Annotated in this window: 18 protein-coding genes and 1 tRNA gene; 5 read left to right on the top strand and 14 right to left on the bottom strand. The window is 70.3% G+C overall.

What is annotated here, in order from left to right; genetic code table 11:
• Window positions 1-19 precede the first annotated feature (19 nt).
• From rpoB to BLR33_RS20760, 9 genes are all read right to left on the bottom strand, one after another.
• On the bottom strand, window positions 20-3,505 hold the full coding sequence (gene rpoB / locus BLR33_RS20805) for a DNA-directed RNA polymerase subunit beta (protein WP_093786064.1): 3,486 nt from the start codon (window positions 3,503-3,505) through the stop codon (window positions 20-22).
• Between the two features lie 574 nt (window positions 3,506-4,079).
• Window positions 4,080-4,466, bottom strand: a complete 387-nt coding sequence (gene rplL, locus BLR33_RS20795) for a 50S ribosomal protein L7/L12 (protein ID WP_093786063.1) — start codon at window positions 4,464-4,466, stop codon at window positions 4,080-4,082.
• Window positions 4,467-4,577: 111 nt separating this feature from the next.
• Window positions 4,578-5,123 carry a 50S ribosomal protein L10 gene (gene rplJ / locus BLR33_RS20790; protein ID WP_093786062.1) on the bottom strand — a complete coding sequence of 182 codons (546 nt, stop codon included), beginning with the start codon at window positions 5,121-5,123 and terminating at the stop codon, window positions 4,578-4,580.
• Window positions 5,124-5,456: 333 nt separating this feature from the next.
• On the bottom strand, window positions 5,457-6,377 hold the full coding sequence (locus BLR33_RS20785; RefSeq protein ID WP_093786061.1) for a LolA-like protein: 921 nt from the start codon (window positions 6,375-6,377) through the stop codon (window positions 5,457-5,459).
• Window positions 6,378-6,529: 152 nt separating this feature from the next.
• Window positions 6,530-7,522: a hypothetical protein gene (locus tag BLR33_RS20780; protein WP_093786060.1), complete on the bottom strand. Its 993-nt coding sequence runs from the start codon at window positions 7,520-7,522 to the stop codon at window positions 6,530-6,532.
• Between the two features lie 233 nt (window positions 7,523-7,755).
• Complete coding sequence (rplA, locus tag BLR33_RS20775; protein WP_093786059.1) at window positions 7,756-8,481, bottom strand: 50S ribosomal protein L1; 726 nt, start codon at window positions 8,479-8,481, stop codon at window positions 7,756-7,758.
• Between the two features lie 177 nt (window positions 8,482-8,658).
• Window positions 8,659-9,093, bottom strand: coding sequence for a 50S ribosomal protein L11 (rplK, locus tag BLR33_RS20770; RefSeq protein WP_069462611.1), 435 nt, complete (start codon window positions 9,091-9,093; stop codon window positions 8,659-8,661).
• 179 nt (window positions 9,094-9,272) lie between these two features.
• Window positions 9,273-9,530 carry a type II toxin-antitoxin system RelE family toxin gene (locus tag BLR33_RS20765; protein WP_093786058.1) on the bottom strand — a complete coding sequence of 86 codons (258 nt, stop codon included), beginning with the start codon at window positions 9,528-9,530 and terminating at the stop codon, window positions 9,273-9,275.
• The gene (locus tag BLR33_RS20760; RefSeq protein WP_093786057.1) at window positions 9,527-9,889 is read right to left on the bottom strand and encodes a hypothetical protein; all 363 of its coding nucleotides are present in this window, start codon (window positions 9,887-9,889) and stop codon (window positions 9,527-9,529) included. The genes BLR33_RS20765 and BLR33_RS20760 overlap by 4 nt, the downstream gene beginning before the upstream one ends.
• 210 nt (window positions 9,890-10,099) lie before the next feature.
• On the opposite strand from BLR33_RS20760, the gene BLR33_RS34800 reads away from it, so the two are divergent.
• Window positions 10,100-10,285, top strand: a complete 186-nt coding sequence (locus BLR33_RS34800) for a hypothetical protein (RefSeq protein WP_143031725.1) — start codon at window positions 10,100-10,102, stop codon at window positions 10,283-10,285.
• A 26-nt stretch (window positions 10,286-10,311) separates the two neighbouring features.
• On the opposite strand, the gene BLR33_RS20755 is transcribed toward BLR33_RS34800, so the two are convergent.
• Together BLR33_RS20755 and BLR33_RS20750 are read right to left on the bottom strand one after the other, a co-directional pair.
• Window positions 10,312-10,536 carry a DUF397 domain-containing protein gene (locus BLR33_RS20755; protein ID WP_093786056.1) on the bottom strand — a complete coding sequence of 75 codons (225 nt, stop codon included), beginning with the start codon at window positions 10,534-10,536 and terminating at the stop codon, window positions 10,312-10,314.
• A 5-nt stretch (window positions 10,537-10,541) separates the two neighbouring features.
• On the bottom strand, window positions 10,542-11,375 hold the full coding sequence (locus BLR33_RS20750) for a helix-turn-helix domain-containing protein (RefSeq protein WP_245771548.1): 834 nt from the start codon (window positions 11,373-11,375) through the stop codon (window positions 10,542-10,544).
• A gap of 256 nt (window positions 11,376-11,631) precedes the next feature.
• On the opposite strand from BLR33_RS20750, the gene BLR33_RS20745 reads away from it, so the two are divergent.
• On the top strand, window positions 11,632-12,333 hold the full coding sequence (locus BLR33_RS20745) for a hypothetical protein (protein WP_143031724.1): 702 nt from the start codon (window positions 11,632-11,634) through the stop codon (window positions 12,331-12,333).
• Between the two features lie 255 nt (window positions 12,334-12,588).
• Window positions 12,589-13,383 (top strand): SGNH/GDSL hydrolase family protein, encoded by a 795-nt coding sequence (locus tag BLR33_RS20740; RefSeq protein WP_176930361.1) that lies wholly within the window; start codon window positions 12,589-12,591, stop codon window positions 13,381-13,383.
• A gap of 129 nt (window positions 13,384-13,512) precedes the next feature.
• Here BLR33_RS20740 and nusG read toward each other — a convergent pair whose 3' ends face one another.
• The 3 genes from nusG to BLR33_RS20725 form a co-directional block, all read right to left on the bottom strand.
• The gene (gene nusG / locus BLR33_RS20735; protein ID WP_093786053.1) at window positions 13,513-14,415 is read right to left on the bottom strand and encodes a transcription termination/antitermination protein NusG; all 903 of its coding nucleotides are present in this window, start codon (window positions 14,413-14,415) and stop codon (window positions 13,513-13,515) included.
• A gap of 77 nt (window positions 14,416-14,492) precedes the next feature.
• A complete protein-coding gene (gene secE / locus BLR33_RS20730) occupies window positions 14,493-14,777 on the bottom strand; it encodes a preprotein translocase subunit SecE (protein WP_093786254.1) in 285 nt (94 codons plus the stop codon).
• Between the two features lie 113 nt (window positions 14,778-14,890).
• Window positions 14,891-14,963: transfer RNA gene (locus BLR33_RS20725), tRNA-Trp, on the bottom strand.
• 143 nt (window positions 14,964-15,106) lie between these two features.
• On the opposite strand from BLR33_RS20725, the gene BLR33_RS20720 reads away from it, so the two are divergent.
• Together BLR33_RS20720 and BLR33_RS20715 are read left to right on the top strand one after the other, a co-directional pair.
• Entirely contained in the window at window positions 15,107-16,351 is a 1,245-nt protein-coding gene (locus tag BLR33_RS20720; protein WP_093786052.1) for a pyridoxal phosphate-dependent aminotransferase, read from the top strand.
• A 145-nt stretch (window positions 16,352-16,496) separates the two neighbouring features.
• The gene (locus BLR33_RS20715) at window positions 16,497-17,534 is read left to right on the top strand and encodes an adenosine deaminase (RefSeq protein ID WP_093786051.1); all 1,038 of its coding nucleotides are present in this window, start codon (window positions 16,497-16,499) and stop codon (window positions 17,532-17,534) included.
• The last annotated feature ends 20 nt before the right edge of the window (window positions 17,535-17,554 follow it).

Genomic DNA, 17,554 nt, shown 5'->3' with positions numbered 1-17,554 from the left:
CGGCCGGACGAGCAACCCGTCAGACCTCTTCGACGCTGCTCGGCTCGCGCCGGGACAGGTCGATACCGAGCTCCTCCGCCGCGCGGAACACGTCCTCGTCGGTGTCCCGCATCTCGATGGACATGCCGTCCGAGGACAGCACCTCCACGTTGAGGCAGAGCGACTGCATCTCCTTGATGAGCACCTTGAAGGACTCGGGGATGCCGGGCTCGGGGATGTTCTCGCCCTTGACGATGGCCTCGTAGACCTTCACGCGGCCGAGGACGTCGTCGGACTTGATGGTCAGCAGCTCCTGGAGGGCGTAGGCGGCGCCGTACGCCTCCAGCGCCCACACCTCCATCTCGCCGAACCGCTGGCCGCCGAACTGCGCCTTACCACCCAGCGGCTGCTGGGTGATCATGGAGTACGGACCGGTGGAGCGGGCGTGCAGCTTGTCGTCCACCAGGTGGTGCAGCTTGAGGATGTACATGTAGCCGATCGAGATCGGGTCCGGGAACGGCTCGCCGGAGCGGCCGTCGAAGAGCCGGGCCTTGCCGGAGGACTTCACCATCCGGTCGCCGTCGCGGTTGGGCACCGTGGCGTCGAAGAGGCCGGCGATCTCGTCCTCGCGGGCACCGTCGAAGACCGGGGTGGCCACGTTGGTGTTCGGGGCCACCTGGCCGGCGCCGATGCCGTCCAGCCGGCGGGCCCACTCGTCGGCGATGCCGGCGACGTCCCAGCCCTGCTTGGCGAGCCAGCCGAGGTGGATCTCCAGCACCTGGCCCGGGTTCATCCGGGACGGGACGCCGAGCGGGTTGAGGATGATGTCGACCGGCGTGCCGTCCTCCAGGAACGGCATGTCCTCGACGGGCAGGATCTTGGAGATGACGCCCTTGTTGCCGTGCCGGCCGGCCAGCTTGTCGCCGTCGGTGATCTTGCGCTTCTGCGCCACGTAGACGCGCACCAGCTGGTTGACGCCGGGCGGCAGCTCGTCGCCCTCCTCGCGGTCGAAGACGCGCACGCCGATGACCTTGCCGGTCTCGCCGTGCGGCACCTTCAGCGAAGTGTCACGGACCTCACGGGCCTTCTCGCCGAAGATCGCGCGCAGCAGCCGCTCCTCCGGGGTCAGCTCGGTCTCGCCCTTCGGGGTGACCTTGCCGACCAGGATGTCGCCGGCCACCACGTCGGCGCCGATCCGGATGATGCCGCGCTCGTCGAGGTCGGCGAGCACCTCCTCGGAGACGTTCGGGATGTCCCGGGTGATCTCCTCGGGGCCCAGCTTGGTGTCGCGGGCGTCGACCTCGTGCTCCTCGATGTGGATCGAGGACAGGACGTCGTCCTGCACGAGGCGCTGCGACAGGATGATCGCGTCCTCGTAGTTGTGGCCCTCCCACGGCATGAACGCCACCAGCAGGTTCTTGCCGAGGGCCATCTCGCCCTCTTCGGTCGAGGGACCGTCGGCCAGCACCTGGCCGGCGATCACGCGGGCGCCCTCGTCCACGACGACCTTCTGGTTGAAGGACGTGCCCTGGTTGGACCGGGAGAACTTGGCCACCCGGTAGGTGGTGTAGGTGCCGTCGTCGTTGGTCACCGTGACGTAGTCGGCGGAGACCTCCTGGACGACGCCGTCCTTCTCGGCCTTGATCACGTCGCCGGCGTCGACCGCGCAGCGGTACTCCATGCCGGTGCCGACCAGCGGCGCCTCGCTCTTGATCAGCGGGACGGCCTGGCGCATCATGTTCGACCCCATGAGCGCGCGGTTGGCGTCGTCGTGCTCCAGGAACGGGATCATGGCGGTGGCGACCGACACCATCTGGCGCGGCGAGACGTCCATGTAGTCCACGTCGTCGCCGGGGATGTAGTCGATCTCGCCGCCACGGCGGCGGACGAGCACGCGGGACTCGGCGAACCGCAGGTCGTCGGTGAGCGGCGCGTTGGCCTGCGCGATGACGAAGCGGTCCTCCTCGTCGGCGGTCAGGTAGTCCACGTCGTCGGTGACGCGGCCGTCGACGACCTTGCGGTACGGGGTCTCCACGAAGCCGAACGCGTTGACCCGGCCGTAGGAGGCGAGCGAGCCGATCAGGCCGATGTTCGGGCCTTCCGGGGTCTCGATCGGGCACATCCGGCCGTAGTGGGACGGGTGCACGTCGCGGACCTCGAAGCCGGCCCGCTCACGGGACAGACCGCCGGGGCCCAGCGCCGACAGGCGGCGCTTGTGGGTCAGGCCGGACAGCGGATTCGTCTGGTCCATGAACTGGGAGAGCTGGCTGGTGCCGAAGAACTCCTTGATGGAGGCGACGACCGGCCGGATGTTGATCAGGGTCTGCGGCGTGATCGCCTCGACGTCCTGGGTCGTCATCCGCTCGCGGACCACGCGCTCCATGCGGGCCAGGCCGGTGCGGACCTGGTTCTGGATCAGCTCGCCGACGTTGCGCAGGCGGCGGTTGCCGAAGTGGTCGATGTCGTCCACCTCGACCACGATGGTCGAGCCGTTGTCACCGGTGGTCTCGGTCTCGCCGGCGTGCAGCTTCACCAGGTACTTGATGGTGGCGATGATGTCGTCGGTGGTGAGCACACCGGCGTCCAGCGGCGCGTCGCTGCCCAGCTTCTTGTTGACCTTGTAGCGGCCGACCTTGGCCAGGTCGTAGCGCTTGGGGTTGAAGTAGAGGTTCTCCAGCAGGGTCTGGGCGGCCTCCTTGGTCGGCGGCTCGCCCGGACGCAGCTTGCGGTAGATGTCGAGCAGCGCGTCGTCCTGGCCCTGGGTGTGGTCCTTCTCCAGGGTGGCGCGCATCGACTCGTAGTCGCCGAACTCCTCGAGGATCTGCTCGGTGCTCCAGCCGAGCGCCTTGAGCAGCACCGTGACCGACTGCTTGCGCTTGCGGTCGATGCGCACGCCGACCATGTCGCGCTTGTCGATCTCCATCTCCAGCCAGGCACCCCGGGACGGGATGATCTTGGCCGAGAAGATGTCCTTGTCGGACGTCTTGTCGATGGTGCTGTCGAAGTAGACGCCGGGCGAGCGGACCAGCTGCGAGACGACGACGCGCTCGGTGCCGTTGATGCAGAAGGTGCCCTTGCTGGTCATCAGGGGGAAGTCGCCCATGAAGACCGTCTGGGACTTGATCTCGCCGGTCTCGTTGTTGGTGAACTCCGCCGTGACGAAGAGCGGGGCGCCGTAGGTGAAGTCACGCTCCTTGCACTCGTCGAGCGAGTTCTTCGGCGGCTCGAAACGGTGGTCACGGAACGTGAGCGACATGGAGCCCGAGAAGTCCTCGATCGGGGAGATCTCCTCGAAGATCTCCTCGAGCCCGGACTTCCTGGGGACGTCCTGCCCACTGTCCAGAGCCGCCTCGACCCGGGCCTTCCACGCGGCGTTGCCGAGCAGCCAGTCAAAGCTCTCGGTCTGGAGCGCGAGGAGGTTCGGAACTTCGAGCGGTTCACGGATCTTCGCGAATGAGATGCGCAGCGGGGCGGTACCGCCGCCGTTGTTCGAATGGGTGGTCGAGGCGTTGCGCGAGGCGGCCAAGAGGGGGTCCTTCCGAGGGCTCGGACTCACTACGCGCGTACCGGACCGAACCCGAGCGGATGGCGAAAGCCCTGATGACAGGCTTCCTCATGAGTGCTCGGACACGGGCATACCCCTGGTGACGGGCCAGGCAGCAGCTAACAGGCAGCGCAAAGGGTCAGTGTAGCCACTTGGCCCACTGATGTCCAGAGCTGAGATTCGGAGTACCGAATCGTCGCCCCCTCGCCCGTGTCTGCCGCGGATCCCGGCCCTCGGAAGCCTGGATCCACACCCGTCGTCCTGCAAGCTCATGCATTCCCGCATCGCCGCCGATCCATGCATCCGGCGGCCGGATAAGTGTGGCCGGGATGTGCGGACCGTGTGGCGGCGCGTCCTGAGAATTGCGCGCCGCCGCCCGTACGTCAAGGCCCGGCCGTCGCGGAGATCGAAAACGGCCGAGGGCGGCCACCCGTTCGGGTGGCCGCCCTGCGGCACGTGGAGCAGACGCTCCTCGTAGGTGGTGCGGTGGAGCCGCGGTACTGCCCGGTGCTGCTCTCTGCCGCTCCGTGCTGCTCTGTGCTGCTCCGGGGAGGTGTTACTTGACCTCGACCGAGGCGCCGGCGCCCTCCAGGGCCTCCTTGGCCTTGTCCGCGGCCTCCTTGTTGGCCTTCTCCAGGACGGGCTTCGGGGCGCCGTCCACCAGGTCCTTGGCCTCCTTCAGGCCGAGCGAGGTCAGCTCGCGCACGACCTTGATGACCTGGATCTTCTTGTCGCCGGCGCCGGTGAGGATGACGTCGAACTCGTCCTTCTCCTCGACGGGCTCGGCGGTGGCGGCACCCGCACCGCCCGCGGCGGCGACGGCCACGGGGGCGGCGGCGGTGACGTCGAACTTCTCCTCGAACGCCTTCACGAACTCGGAGAGCTCGATGAGGGTGAGCTCCTCGAACTGGGCGAGCAGTTCGTCGGTGCTGAGCTTCGCCATGATCGGCGGTCCTTCCATTCAGTCGGCTGGTGCCGGATGTAGATGTCGGCGGGCGTACGTCAGGCCCGCGCCGACCGCGGCCGAGTGGCAGCGGTCACTGTGCGAGCCGAATTACTCGGCACCGCCCTGCTCTGCCTCGGCCGATTCGGCCTTCTTGGCCCGAAGCGCCTCCGCGGTGCGGACGAACTTCGACGGCAGGGCCTGGAAGACGGCGGCAGCCTGGGACTGCTTCGCCTTCATGGCACCCGCCAGCTTGGCGAGCAGAACCTCGCGGGACTCGAGGTCCGCAAGCTTGGTGATCTCTTCCGCGGACAGCGCCTTGCCGTCCAGCACGCCGCCCTTGATGACAAGGGCGGGGTTCTCCTTGGCGAAGTCGCGCAGACCCTTCGCCGCCTCGACCGGGTCACCGGTGACGAAGGCGACGGCCGACGGACCCGCGAACAGGTCGTCGAGCGAGCTGATCCCGGCCTCGTTGGCCGCGATCTTGGTCAGCGTGTTCTTCACCACGGCGTACGTGGCGTTCTCACCGAGCGAACGGCGCAGCGTCTTGAGCTGCGCCACGGTGAGACCGCGGTACTCGGTCAGCATCGCGGCGTTCGAGGAGCGGAACTGATCCGTCAACTCGGCAACCGCGGCAGCCTTGTCGGGCCTCGCCATAGAGTCTCGGCCTCCTTCCGGGTGATTGCGGACCGCCCGGCGTGAAGGGACTCCCCGGTGAAAAACAAACGCCCCGGGCGCATGCGCACGGGGCGGCCTCGACGGGGACGGACTGCTGTCGCGTCTCCGGAGATCTTCCACGTCCACCTGCGCGGGCCGTCCGCTCCCTAGCGGAACCTTCGGCCGCCCCACCCCTTGCGAGGGCACGACGGCAACCTGCGGTCTTTGGCTTCATCCAGGAGAGTACGGGACCGCGCCACCCAGGAGCAAATCGCCGCCTTCCGCCCCCGCCGCCCCTTCCACTCAGGTCCGCTCAGGCCCGCTCAGGTCCGCTCAGGCGGCGGGCGGAGTCGTCGCCGGCCTGGACTCCTTCATCACCTGCTCGTAATCGAGCGTCTTGGCGGCCGGCGGAGCCTGCGGATGGACGGCCACACCGTAGTCGGAGTAGTGGACGGCGATCTGCAACGTGCCGTCCCCGGTCGTCGCGCGGCTCGTCACCTGCACCGGGAGGTGGTCCGCGGAGATCCACAGGTCGACCTGCTCGGCGGTGGTCCTGGACGCGGCGAACTGCTTCCTGAGCGCCGCGCGGTCGGCGTCGGTCACGTGCGGGACGCGCCGGGCGAGGTCCGCCGGGCGCACGGTGCCCCGGTAATGGGTGGCCGGCACGCCCCGGACGGTCTCCCGGCCGACCTCGTGCACGTCCGGCGAGGCGATCGCCAGGTCGAGCTCCTGCGTGGGGCTGGCCTTGTCCAGCTGGTCCGGGACCGCCACCCCGAAGTCGTCGACGTCCTTGCCCAGACCGTTGTACCCCTTCTTGAGCCATTCCTTGCCGCCGTCCTGACGGGCGACAGCCGGCCCCATGTCGGTGTAGAAGGCGTCCGGCAGGTAACGGGTCTCCGTCGTGGTGGACATGCCCCCCTGCCGCAGGATCCCGATGTTCGAACCGCCGGTGTAGGTGACCGTCAGGGTGCCGAGCGGGCCGTGCGCCCAGTCCGTCGTGCCCTTCAGCGTCAGGGTGGCCAACGAGCCGACCGTGACCTTGCCGTCGCTGCGGGCGGAATGGACGGCGCTGGTGCGCTTCTGGACGGCGGCGAGCGCGTCCACCGCGGGGGCGGCGGTGCCGGACGTCCCGGGCGCGGTGGTGCCGCCGGCCGCGTGCCGGGCGCTGTCGTTGCCGCCGCAGGCGGCCATGGCGAGCAGCGCGGCTGCGGCCAGAGCGGTTGCGGCGATGCGCCGCGACCGGGTGCGTGACACGGGAACCCCTCCCCCCAGGGCGGGCGCCTCCCACGGCCCCGCCCGATACGTGAAGGGACCGACGGTAGCGCGCCCCTGCGGCGACGCCCGTGCCGGGGTGGCCGTCGGCCCGCCGTCGGGGCCGGCCCGGCCACGCGGCACGCTGGTGGCGCTCAGGCGGCGGGCTGCGCCGGCTTCGCGGCCGGTGGTTTGACGACGTAGGTCTCGGCGGCGGGCGGGGCCTCGACGTGGACGGGGAGCCCGTAGTCGGAGTAGGTCACCGTGCGGGTGACCGTGCCGTGGTCGCTCGCGGCCGTGGTGGTCGTGCGCAGCGGCAGGCCGTCCGCGGACACCCACAGGTCCACGGTCTGGGTGGTGATGCCCTGCCGGACGAGGTTCGCCCTGATCGCCGCGGTCTGCGCCGCGGTCAGGCCCGGGTGGAGCCGCCCGGTGAGACTCCCGGCGGCGACCGCGCCCCGGTAGTGGACGGCCCGACTTCCGTCGACCGTGCCCTCGCCGACCCGCCTGACCTGAGGCGCGGCCAGCAGCACGCTGACGGACTGCGCCGGGCTGGTGTCGTCGTCCTGGGCGTCCAGGGGCACCCCGGAACCACCGCCCGGCTTCGTGAGCTGCGCCAGCAGGGCGTAGCTGTACGCGAACCAGCGCAGGCCGCCCAGGCGCGCGGCCGTCCGGGCGCCCTGGTCGGAGTAGAGCGTGTCCGGCAGATAGCGGACCACCAGCGTGGTGCGGCCCTGCGCCCGCAGCGCCGCGGTCTGGGTGCCGCCGGTGATGTGCAGCGTCATGGCCTGGTGGATGCCGTGCGACCAGTCGCGGACGCCGGTGCCGGTCTCGCTCAGGCGCGTGCCGTCGGTGACCGTGACGCTGACGCGGGCGGAGTGGGCGGCGGTGGCGTGCGTGCGGACGGCGAGGAGGGTGTCGAGGGTGCCGGAGGCGTGGGTGCCGCCGGAGGGGACGCCCCCGCACGCGGACAGGACGAGGCCCAGCAGAGCGGTGGCGGTGAGGGCGGCGCTGCTTCGTACGGGGCTGCGGGCGCCCTGTGCGGGCGCGGTGCCGCCGCGTACGGGGCCGCGTCCGGTCCGTGCCGGTCGGCTGCCGCTTCCTACCGGCCAACTCCTGCTTACGCGCGCGCGGTTGATCGCCGTCATGGGTCCCCCCGGGTTCGATGTGCCGGGACACCTTAACCGGGCCGGGCGAACGCTCCGCGAACGGTTTTCCAGGGCCGGCGGCGTAACCCCGGGCCGACCGCGTGCTTCGGACCGGCCGCGGCCGCCTGGGAGACGGCGGCCGTACGCGCGCGGGCGCCCCGTGCTCCCGGTGTGGACCGGGAGGCGCGGGGCGCCCGTGGGGTGCTGCTGCCCTGGCGGGCTGCCGGTGCGGGTCAGACCGCGGCCGGGTCCTCCTCGACGAGGAGGTTGCGGGTGCGGTTCGGGTCGACCGGGATGCCGGGGCCCATCGTGGTGGAGAAGGCGGCCTTCTTGACGTACCGGCCCTTGGCCGCGGACGGCTTCAGGCGCAGGACCTCGTCGAGGGCCGCGGCGTAGTTCTCCACCAGCTGGGCGTCGTCGAAGGACACCTTGCCGATGATGAAGTGCAGGTTCGAGTGCTTGTCGACGCGGAACTCGATCTTGCCGCCCTTGATGTCCGTGACCGCCTTGGCCACGTCGGGCGTGACGGTGCCGGTCTTCGGGTTCGGCATCAGGCCGCGGGGACCGAGCACGCGGCCGAGGCGGCCGACCTTGCCCATCAGGTCCGGGGTGGCGACGACGGCGTCGAAGTCCAGCCGGCCCTTGGCCACCTCGTCGATCAGTTCGTCGGAGCCGACGATGTCGGCGCCCGCGGCTTCCGCGGCCGCAGCACGGTCACCGGTCGCGAAGACCAGGACCCGGGCGGTCTTGCCGGTGCCGTGCGGGAGGTTCACGGTGCCGCGGACCATCTGGTCGGCCTTGCGGGGGTCGACACCCAGCCGGAAGGCGACCTCGACGGTCGAGTCGAACTTGGCGGACGAGGTCTCCTTGGCGAGGCGGACGGCCTCCAGGGGCGCGTACAGGCGCTCCCGGTCGATCTTGGCGTCCGCAGCGCGAAGGGACTTGCTGCGCTTGCTCATGGGAATCTCCTGGGGATGGTGGGAGTCGTGGTGCGGGCCGAGCAGGCCCTCCCACGGGCGCCGGGGCAGCGGGCCAACGCCACCGACCGACGCGGGTCGTACAGGTCGTACGGGGGTACTGCGAGCGTCAGCCCTCGCATTCCTTCACGAGGCCTTCCTGCTCACTCGCTCCGGGCGTCAGCCCTCGACCGTGATGCCCATCGAGCGGGCGGTGCCGGCGATGATCTTCTCGGCGGCGTCCAGGTCGTTGGCGTTGAGGTCGGGGAGCTTCGTGGTGGCGATCTCACGGACCTGGTCGCGGGTGAGCTTGGCGACCTTCGTCTTGTGCGGCTCGCCGGAGCCCTTGTCCACGCCCGCGGCCTTGAGGATCAGCTTGGCGGCCGGCGGGGTCTTGGTGATGAAGGTGAAGGTGCGGTCCTCGTAGACCGTGATCTCCACCGGGATCACCATGCCGCGCTGCGACTCGGTGGCCGCGTTGTACGCCTTGCAGAACTCCATGATGTTCACGCCGTGCTGGCCCAGCGCGGGGCCGACCGGCGGTGCCGGGTTGGCCGCACCGGCGTTGATCTGGAGCTTGATCAGCCCCGTGACCTTCTTCTTCTTGGGAGGCATTGCTCTCTCCGGGTCTTGTTGAGAGTGTCCATGCCTGCGAGCAGGCATACCGCCCCACGATAGCGGGTAAGCCCCCCGCCCCCGAAATCGCCGTCCTCCCCGGCCGCCACCCGACGCCCGCCCGCACCCCCGGTGCCCTCAGCCGCAGAGCCGCCGACCCGGCCCCTTACGGGCAGGGGTCAGCGCTGTGGCGCACTCCCGACAGTGAGCACCTTGACGGCGACCCGGTCACCGTCGATCTCGTACAACGCCCTGTATACGCCGATGCGCAGGCGCCGCTTGTTCGTCGCGCCAAGTTTGCTGCTCTCCGCCGGCTCCGGATCGGCTGCCAGATTGTTGATCGCCCGCACCAGGGGGCGTACTCGGTCACCGTCGCGCTGGCGTAAGCGCTTGAGGGCTTCCAGAGCGGTCGGCTCCCAGATGAGCGTGTACCTCACTGCGCCCCCGCGGAGAGGTGCAGGCCGATCATCTGCTCGACTTCGGCGGTGGACAGCGTCGGGCCATCGCCTGCGCTGATCCGGTAGGCGACAGCCAGGTCCGCGAATTCCAAGGCGGCCTCTCGCGCGTGTTCGTCGGGCGCTGCATCGACCACGGCCTGGGTCCACCACTGGTCCAGGAAGACCTCGAACGCGATGCCGTGGGAGAGCGCGGCCAGGTCCGCGTGGAATGCGTCACGCCGCTTGGCGTGCAAGGCACCCAGAATCCCGGCAACCGTCCTCGGCACGTCCGCGCCGCGGTACCCCAGTTCCTCGGCCGCCTGCCGAACGGCACCCGGCCACACATCGTCGCTCGTCATACCGCTCATCCTCCTCGCACCACCGCCGCATCGGGAACTCCGTGGCCCCACCATGCCGCACCCCACCGACACTGCACAGCCTCACCCCCACACGCGGCCGACTGAATACACGCCAGGGCCGGGGCTCAAGTTCTGCTCAGAGGGGGGTTGACGGGGGGCGGGGCGGCGCACACTGGCAGTACGAGGCACGACCGCACTTGGGGGGTTGCGATGAGGGATTGGCTTTCGCGGAAGGGCAGCCGGCTGCTGGACATGATGTCGCAGCGGCGCCGGCTGGCGAAGTACGCGGACCCGGGCGCCCACCGCCGGGGCGCACCGGAGCGGGACTCGGGCCTGCCGATCAACCACACCCGCACCCCGATGGGCCCGATGGGCGGCGGCCCCTTCCACAACTGACCCGCACCACCGAGCGCGCTCCTCGCTCAGCCGCCGAAGCGACCCTCACGGACGGCCCGCACGAACCCGGCGAACGCGTCGGCCGGGAAGAGCAGCGCCGGACCCGAGGGGTCCTTCGAATCGCGGACGGCGACCTCGCCGGTCGAGCCAAGAGCGGCGACCTCTATGCAGTTGTTGCCGGTGTCCCCGCTGAACGAGGACTTGAACCAGGCGCTCTCGGGGGCGAGGTCGGCTGCCGTGCGGTAGGTCATGCGGATCAGATCTCTCCGGCTAGTCGGTGCAGAAAGGTCGGGGTCTCCCCCGGGGCGAGAGCGCCCGCGCGGAGGGCGTCGAACCGGCGGTTGAACGCCCAGATCGTGGTGTCCTTGTCGCTGACGTTCGATCCACCCTCGGGCATGTCGGTCTGGACGACCGTCAGCTGAGGATCGCCGAACTCCAGCAGCGTGAAGTTGGTGATGCACCGGTACGTCGCGCTGGCCAGCGGCAGGATCTGAACGGTCACGTTATCGAGTTTCGCCAGGCGGATGATCTCCTCGTACTGCCCGCGCATCACGTCGGGTCCACCGACCGTCTTGCGCAGGGCGGCTTCGTCCAGGATCGCCCACAGCTCCGCCCCCTTCTGCTTGCGGATCAGCTGCTCCTTGCGCTCCATGCGCAGCTGGATCGTCCGCTCGATGAACTCGGTGGTGCTCTCCTCGACGGCCTTGGACGTCTGGAGCATCTCGCGGACATACGCCTCGGTCTGGAGCAGCGAGAAGATCACGCTCGGGTGCCACGCCCTGATCGCGCGGGCGCCACTCTCCAGCCCCACGTACATCGCCATGCCGGACGGCATCGTGCTGCGGTACTGCGACCACCAGCCACGATTGAGCGAGTCGCGATGGATCTCGGCGAGGAATTCGAGGTCGTCCTCGTCGGTCACGCCGTAGCGATCCAGGAGGCTGCGCAGTTCCGAGGCCGACTTCAGCCCGGTCAGGCCGTTCTCCACGCGGTAGAGCTTGGAGATCGAGAAGTCGAGGCCGTCGACCGCCTCCGCCAGTGTCAGCTGGGCCCGCTCACGCAACCGCCGCAGCTCTCCGCCGAGTTGCATGCGACGGACCGTGGGTCCGGTCGGTGCCGCCATGAGTTGCCCTCCCCGGGTGTCGAGAGTAGGGCTCCGGTGCCTCGGTACCAACCGATTACCGGAGAGTCCCCGCCTTGTCACCGAGAGTCTATGCCGTCGCATATGCCACTCTCACTGACTTTTTCAGATTCCATAGCACCCGAGCCACCCAGGCAGCCACGCTGAACGGGTCGGTCCGCCAGGTCCGGCCCAACAGAACCCCCGCCCGAAGGGACGCTTCGCCATGCCCGGACTCCCCGCCGCACCCTCCGTACGCACGCAGCAGCCCACCCCCCAATCACCCGCGCGGGCGCAGCCGTTGACCTGGGGGCCCAAAGGGCTGCCGGTGCCGTTCGCCGTGGCGTGGAGCGGCGAGGCCACCTCCGTCGCCGGGCTGTGCGTACGGCGGGGGCGGCTCGCGTACGAGGACGAGGTGACCCAGGACCGCGACCGGCACGGCATCCTGTGGGCCCGCGTACCCGACCGGCCCGGCGCCGGGCGGCCCGACTACCGCGCCATGCACACCGTCCGGCAGCGCGCCGCCGTCCTCGGGCTGCGCTGCCAGGTCTGCGGCGGGCCCGCCGACCGCACCTCGCGCGGCTGGCTCTTCCTGCTGCCGGCACACGAGCAGGCCGAGCAGGACGGGCCCGCACCGGAGCCCAACAGCCGTACCCCGCACGGCAACAGCGAGGGCCTGCTCACCACCAAGCCCCCGATCTGCCGCCCCTGCGCCGACCTCGCCGTGCGCCACTGCCCCCACCTGAGGAGGCCGGCCCTCGTCCGCTCCCGCAAGCCCCGCGTCTGGGGCGTCTTCGGTGGCTTCTGCACCCCCGGCGCCGACGGCACCCTGATCGCCTCCGAGGACGCGTACCTCCCCTACGGCAGCCCCGGCGCCCCTTGGTTTCTCGCCTCGCAGGCCGTGCTCGAACTCACCCGCTGCTCCTAGGGAGTTCGCGCCCCCACACCCCCTCCCGCGCCCCTCCCCGGTCTCGCACGCACCCCGCGCGCACCTTCACAACCGCCCCACAGGAACCGCCGGGCTACCCACGTTCCCCCCAGGGGCAAACCTTCAACTCCCGCTGACGCGCAGCAAAATCGCGGTCTACGCGGGAAGAATTATTGGCATGAACACTTCCCAGGGGCCGGTTCTCCTTGCTACCAAGTGGTAGCAAGCAGTGATCCTGCCCCCCAGGAGGTTCAGTTGAGACTGACCAAGTCCTTCGCGGCGATCGGCACGGCGATCCTCGCGATCGGCCTCTCCCTCGGCCTGTCCGGCCCGGCGCAGGCGGCCGCCCCCGCGTACGTGGCCCTCGGCGACTCGTACTCGGCCGGGAACGGCGCCGGCAACTACGACAGCTCCAGCGGCGACTGCCACCGCAGCTTCAGCGCGTACCCCTACCTGTGGAAGAACGCCCACTCGCCGTCCAGCTTCTCCGACACCGCCTGCTCGGGCGCGGTCACCACGGACGTGATCAACAACCAGCTGGGCCCGCTGAACTCCTCCACCGGCCTGGTCTCCATCACCATCGGCGGCAACGACGCGGGCTTCTCCGACGTCATGACCACCTGCGTGACCGGCTCCGACTCCGACTGCGTCAACCGCGTCAACACTGCGGAGAACTACGTCCGCAACACGCTGCCCGCCAAGCTCGACGCGGTGTACAACGCCATCCACGCCAAGGCGCCCAACGCCCATGTCGTGGTGCTGGGTTACCCCGACATGTACACCCTCAACGTCTTCTGCATCGGGCTGGACTCCACCAAGCACGCGAAGATCGACGAGGCCGCCGACGTACTCGACACCACCACGGCCGCCCGCGCCGCCGCGCACGGCTTCACCTTCGGCGACGTCCGCTCCACCTTCAAGGGCCACGAGCTCTGCTCGGGTGACGACTACCTGCACTCCCTGGTCGTCTCGCCGAGCTGGGAGTCCTACCACCCCACCGCCACGGGCCACTCCGCCGGCTACTACCCCGTCCTGAACGCCGACGCCTGACCCCTGCCCGGCCCCCTACGGCCACCCCGCTCCCCCCACACCGAAGGGCCCCTGCCCGGCGACAAGCTCGCCGGGCAGGGGCCCTTCGCAAACGAATGGTGCAGCGCTCCCCGGAAGCCCGGGGAAAGCTCAGTTCTTCTGGATCTGGTCGAAGCTCAGCTCGACCGGGGTCTCGCGGCCGAAGATCTCCACCAGGCCCTTGACCTTCTTGGAGTCCGCGTTGATCTCGTTGATCGTGGCCTGCAGGGTGGCGAAGGGGCCGTCGGTGACGGTGACCGAGTCGCCGACCTCGAAGTCCAGGACCTGGACCTCGACCTTGCGCGGCTGGGCCGTGCCCTCAGCGATCGCGGCGGCCTCGGCCGCGGCCTCCACCTCGGGGGCGAGCATCTTGACGATCTCGTCCAGCGTCAGCGGGTACGGGTCGTAGGCGTTGCCGACGAATCCGGTGACGCCCGGCGTGTTGCGGACCACGCCCCACGACTCGTTGGTCAGGTCCATGCGGACCAGCACGTAGCCGGGGAGCTTGTTCTGCCGGATCGTCTTGCGGTCGCCGTTCTTGATCTGGACGACCTCTTCCTGCGGCACCTCGGCCTGGTAGATGTACTCCTCGACGTTGAGCGAGACGGCGCGCTGCTCCAGGTTGGACTTCACCCGGTTCTCGTAGCCGGCGTAGGTGTGGATCACGTACCACTCGCCGGGCAGCGTGCGCAGCTCCTCGCGGAAGGCCGCCACGGGGTCCACGACCTCGCCGGGCTCCTCCTCGGCCTCGTCACCGGCCGCGTCGGAAGGCTCGTCCGAGCCGTCGGCGTCCTCGGCGTCCTGGGAGCCCTCGGTGTCCTCAGCGTCTTCAGCAGCGTCCTCGGCGTGCACGGCCTCGTGCTCCGCGGGCTCGCCTGCGGCCAGGTCGGCCGCCGCGGCCTGGTCGATGTCGCCGTCGGCCGCCTCGACGATGTCCTGCGCGGAGTCCTCGTCCGCCACGGTCTCGTCGGCAGCGTGGGCAACGTCGGCATCGTGCACGTTGGGGTCAGACACGGTGACTGCTTCTTCCTGACTTCAAAGGGTGGGACACAACGACGGGCGTCGTCGTCGAACCGGCGCCCGCCGCGGGATCATCCGAAGACGTACGTGACGAGCTTCTCGAAACCCCAGTCAACCACGCTGACAAACGCGATGACGACGACAACGAAGACAATCACCACAGTGGTGTAGGTCATCAGGTCGCTGCGGTTCGGCCAGACGACCTTCCGCAGTTCGGCGATGATCTGGCGGTAGAAGAGAGCGAGGCGGCCCAGCGGGCCCTTCTTGCCGCGCTTGCCGCCACGGCGGGGCTTCTTGTCGGCAGCCTTGTCCTGCTCTGCGGCGTCGGTCCCCAAGACCTCGTTGGAGTCCGTGATCTCAGTCACTCGTCCTCACCTGACTCCGGGTCGTGGCCGAGCCGCGCCCGTCGCGCGGTACGGCGAGTGCTTACATCTACTACCTGCCCACGCCCACCGTCGGACGTGTTCAGCAGGGCCGGAGGGACTTGAACCCCCAACCGCTGGTTTTGGAGACCAGTGCTCTACCAATTGAGCTACGACCCTAAGCTGCCGCCCCCAACCTACCGCAAGGGCGCGTCGGGAGGGCCACCGACCGATGAGTGTACGTGGTCCGGGCCGGTCCGTCGAACGTCTTGCGCCCGCGACGTCGGATACCGGGCCGGGGCGGGGTCTGGGACCATGCACCCATGAGCGCAGCAACCCCCTCCTCCACCCCGGCCCCGGCCTCCGGACGGCGGGTGTCCGCCCGGATCGGCGCGATCTCCGAGTCCGCGACGCTGGCCGTGGACGCCAAGGCGAAGGCCCTCAAGGCGGCCGGCCGGCCGGTGATCGGCTTCGGCGCGGGCGAGCCGGACTTCCCGACCCCCGAGTACATCGTCGACGCCGCCGCTGCCGCCTGCCGCGACCCGAAGTACCACCGCTACACGCCGGCCGGCGGCCTGCCCGAGCTGAAGGCCGCCATCGCCGCCAAGACGCTCCGCGACTCCGGCTACGAGGTGGACGCCTCCCAGGTGCTGGTCACCAACGGCGGCAAGCAGGCGATCTATGAGGCGTTCGCCGCGATCCTGGACCCGGGCGACGAGGTGATCGTGCCCGCGCCGTACTGGACCACCTACCCGGAGTCGATCCGGCTGGCCGGCGGCGTGCCGGTCGAGGTGGTCGCGGACGAGACCACCGGCTACCGCGTGTCGGTGGAGCAGCTGGAGGCGGCCCGCACCGAGCGCACCAAGGTGCTGCTCTTCGTGTCCCCCTCCAACCCCACCGGCGCGGTCTACGGCGAGGCGGAGTCCGAGGCGATCGCCCGCTGGGCGGCCGAGCACGGCCTGTGGGTGCTCACCGACGAGATCTACGAGCACCTGGTCTACGGCGACGCGCGCTTCACCTCGCTGCCGGCGATCGTGCCCGAGCTGCGCGACCGCTGCATCGTCGTCAACGGCGTGGCCAAGACGTACGCCATGACCGGCTGGCGGGTGGGGTGGATCGTGGGCCCCAAGGACGTGGTGAAGGCCGCGGCGAACCTGCAGTCGCACGCCACCTCCAACGTCAACAACGTGGCGCAGGTGGCCGCGCTGGCCGCGGTGAGCGGCGACCTGTCGGCCGTGGCCGAGATGCGCGAGGCGTTCGACCGCCGGCGCCGGACGATCGTGCGGATGCTCAACGAGATCCCCGGCGTGGTCTGCCCGGTGCCCGAGGGTGCCTTCTACGCCTACCCCTCGGTGAAGGCGCTGCTCGGCAAGGAGATCCGCGGCAAGCGGGCGCAGGACTCGGTGGAGCTGGCCGCGCTGATCCTGGACGAGGCCGAGGTCGCGGTGGTGCCGGGTGAGGCGTTCGGCACACCGGGCTACCTGCGGCTGAGCTACGCGCTGGGCGACGAGGACCTCGCCGAGGGCGTCTCCCGGCTGCAGAAGCTGCTGGCCGAGGCCCGGGACTAGGGTCGCCGCAAGCTCCGGCGCAGTCCGGCACGGTCCCGCACGGTCCGGCCCAGGGCTCGCGGCGGGGCCCGCTCGGGCTTTCGGGCAAGCCCCCGTTCGGCGAAAGTGGTTCCGGGCGGGGGTCCGGGTGTAGCAGGATCTTGGAATGGCACGCGAGGTACGTGCGGCGCGCGAGATCCGCGAGCTGCCCAAAGCACATCTGCATCTGCACTTCACCGGGTCGATGCGGCCCGGCACCCTGCTCGAACTGGCCGACCGGCACGGCATCCACCTGCCCGAGGCGCTCACCTCGGGCGAGCCCCCCAGGCTGCGGGCCACCGACGAGCGGGGCTGGTTCCGCTTCCAGCGGCTCTACGACATCGCCCGCTCGTGCCTGCGCACCCCCGAGGACATCCACCGGCTGGTCCGCGAGGCCGCCGAGGAGGACGCCGCCGACGGCTCCGGCTGGCTGGAGATCCAGGTCGACCCGACCTCCTACGCCCCCCGGCTGGGCGGCCTGATCCCCACCTTGGAGATCATCCTGGACGCGGTGCGGACGGCCTCGCGCGACACCGGCGTCGGGATGGCCGTCGTGGTGGCGGCCAACCGCATGAAGCACCCGCTGGACGCCCGTACCCTGGCCCGCCTCGCCGTGCGCTACGCCGACCAGGGGGTCGTCGGCTTCGGGCTGTCCAACGACGAACGGCGGGGCCTGGCCCGCGACTTCGACCGCGCCTTCGCCATCGCCCGCGAGGGCGGCCTGATCGCGGCCCCGCACGGCGGCGAGCTGTCGGGCCCGGCGAGCGTGCGGGACTGCCTGGACGACCTGCACGCCCAGCGCGTCGGCCACGGCGTGCGCGCCGCCGAGGACCCCCGGCTGCTCAAGCGGCTGGCCGACCGCGGGGTCACCTGCGAGGTCTGCCCCGCCTCGAACGTGGCGCTCGGCGTCTACGACAAGCCCGAGGACGTCCCCTTGCGCACCCTGTGGGACGCCGGGGTGCCCATGGCCCTGGGCGCCGACGACCCGCTGCTGTTCGGCTCGCGGCTGGCCGCCCAGTACGACCTCGCCCGCACCGTCCACGGCTTCACCGACGCCGAACTCGCCGTCCTGGCCCGCCAGTCCGTCGAGGCGTCGTGCGCGCCCGCGGCGAAGAAGGCGGAGCTGCTGGCAGGCATCGACAAATGGCTGGCCGCCGGCGCCTGACGGTCCCCGCGGAAGCGCCG

The sequence above is a fragment of the Actinacidiphila guanduensis genome, from assembly GCF_900103985.1.
In the GTDB taxonomy this organism is placed as follows: domain Bacteria; phylum Actinomycetota; class Actinomycetes; order Streptomycetales; family Streptomycetaceae; genus Actinacidiphila; species Actinacidiphila guanduensis.
The sequence above is the reverse complement of the archived record's forward strand: the minus strand, read 5'-3'. Positions and strand labels throughout refer to the sequence as shown.

Coding starts and splice junctions, on each gene's coding strand:
- rplL (WP_093786063.1), bottom strand. CDS start 4,466: ATGGCGAAGCTCAGCACCGACGAACTGCTCGCCCAGTTCGAGGAGCTC.
- rplJ (WP_093786062.1), bottom strand. CDS start 5,123: ATGGCGAGGCCCGACAAGGCTGCCGCGGTTGCCGAGTTGACGGATCAG.
- BLR33_RS20780 (WP_093786060.1), bottom strand. CDS start 7,522: ATGACGGCGATCAACCGCGCGCGCGTAAGCAGGAGTTGGCCGGTAGGA.
- rplA (WP_093786059.1), bottom strand. CDS start 8,481: ATGAGCAAGCGCAGCAAGTCCCTTCGCGCTGCGGACGCCAAGATCGAC.
- rplK (WP_069462611.1), bottom strand. CDS start 9,093: ATGCCTCCCAAGAAGAAGAAGGTCACGGGGCTGATCAAGCTCCAGATC.
- BLR33_RS20760 (WP_093786057.1), bottom strand. CDS start 9,889: ATGACGAGCGACGATGTGTGGCCGGGTGCCGTTCGGCAGGCGGCCGAG.
- BLR33_RS34800 (WP_143031725.1), top strand. CDS start 10,100: ATGAGGGATTGGCTTTCGCGGAAGGGCAGCCGGCTGCTGGACATGATG.
- BLR33_RS20755 (WP_093786056.1), bottom strand. CDS start 10,536: ATGACCTACCGCACGGCAGCCGACCTCGCCCCCGAGAGCGCCTGGTTC.
- BLR33_RS20750 (WP_245771548.1), bottom strand. CDS start 11,375: ATGCAACTCGGCGGAGAGCTGCGGCGGTTGCGTGAGCGGGCCCAGCTG.
- BLR33_RS20745 (WP_143031724.1), top strand. CDS start 11,632: ATGCCCGGACTCCCCGCCGCACCCTCCGTACGCACGCAGCAGCCCACC.
- BLR33_RS20720 (WP_093786052.1), top strand. CDS start 15,107: ATGAGCGCAGCAACCCCCTCCTCCACCCCGGCCCCGGCCTCCGGACGG.
- BLR33_RS20715 (WP_093786051.1), top strand. CDS start 16,497: ATGGCACGCGAGGTACGTGCGGCGCGCGAGATCCGCGAGCTGCCCAAA.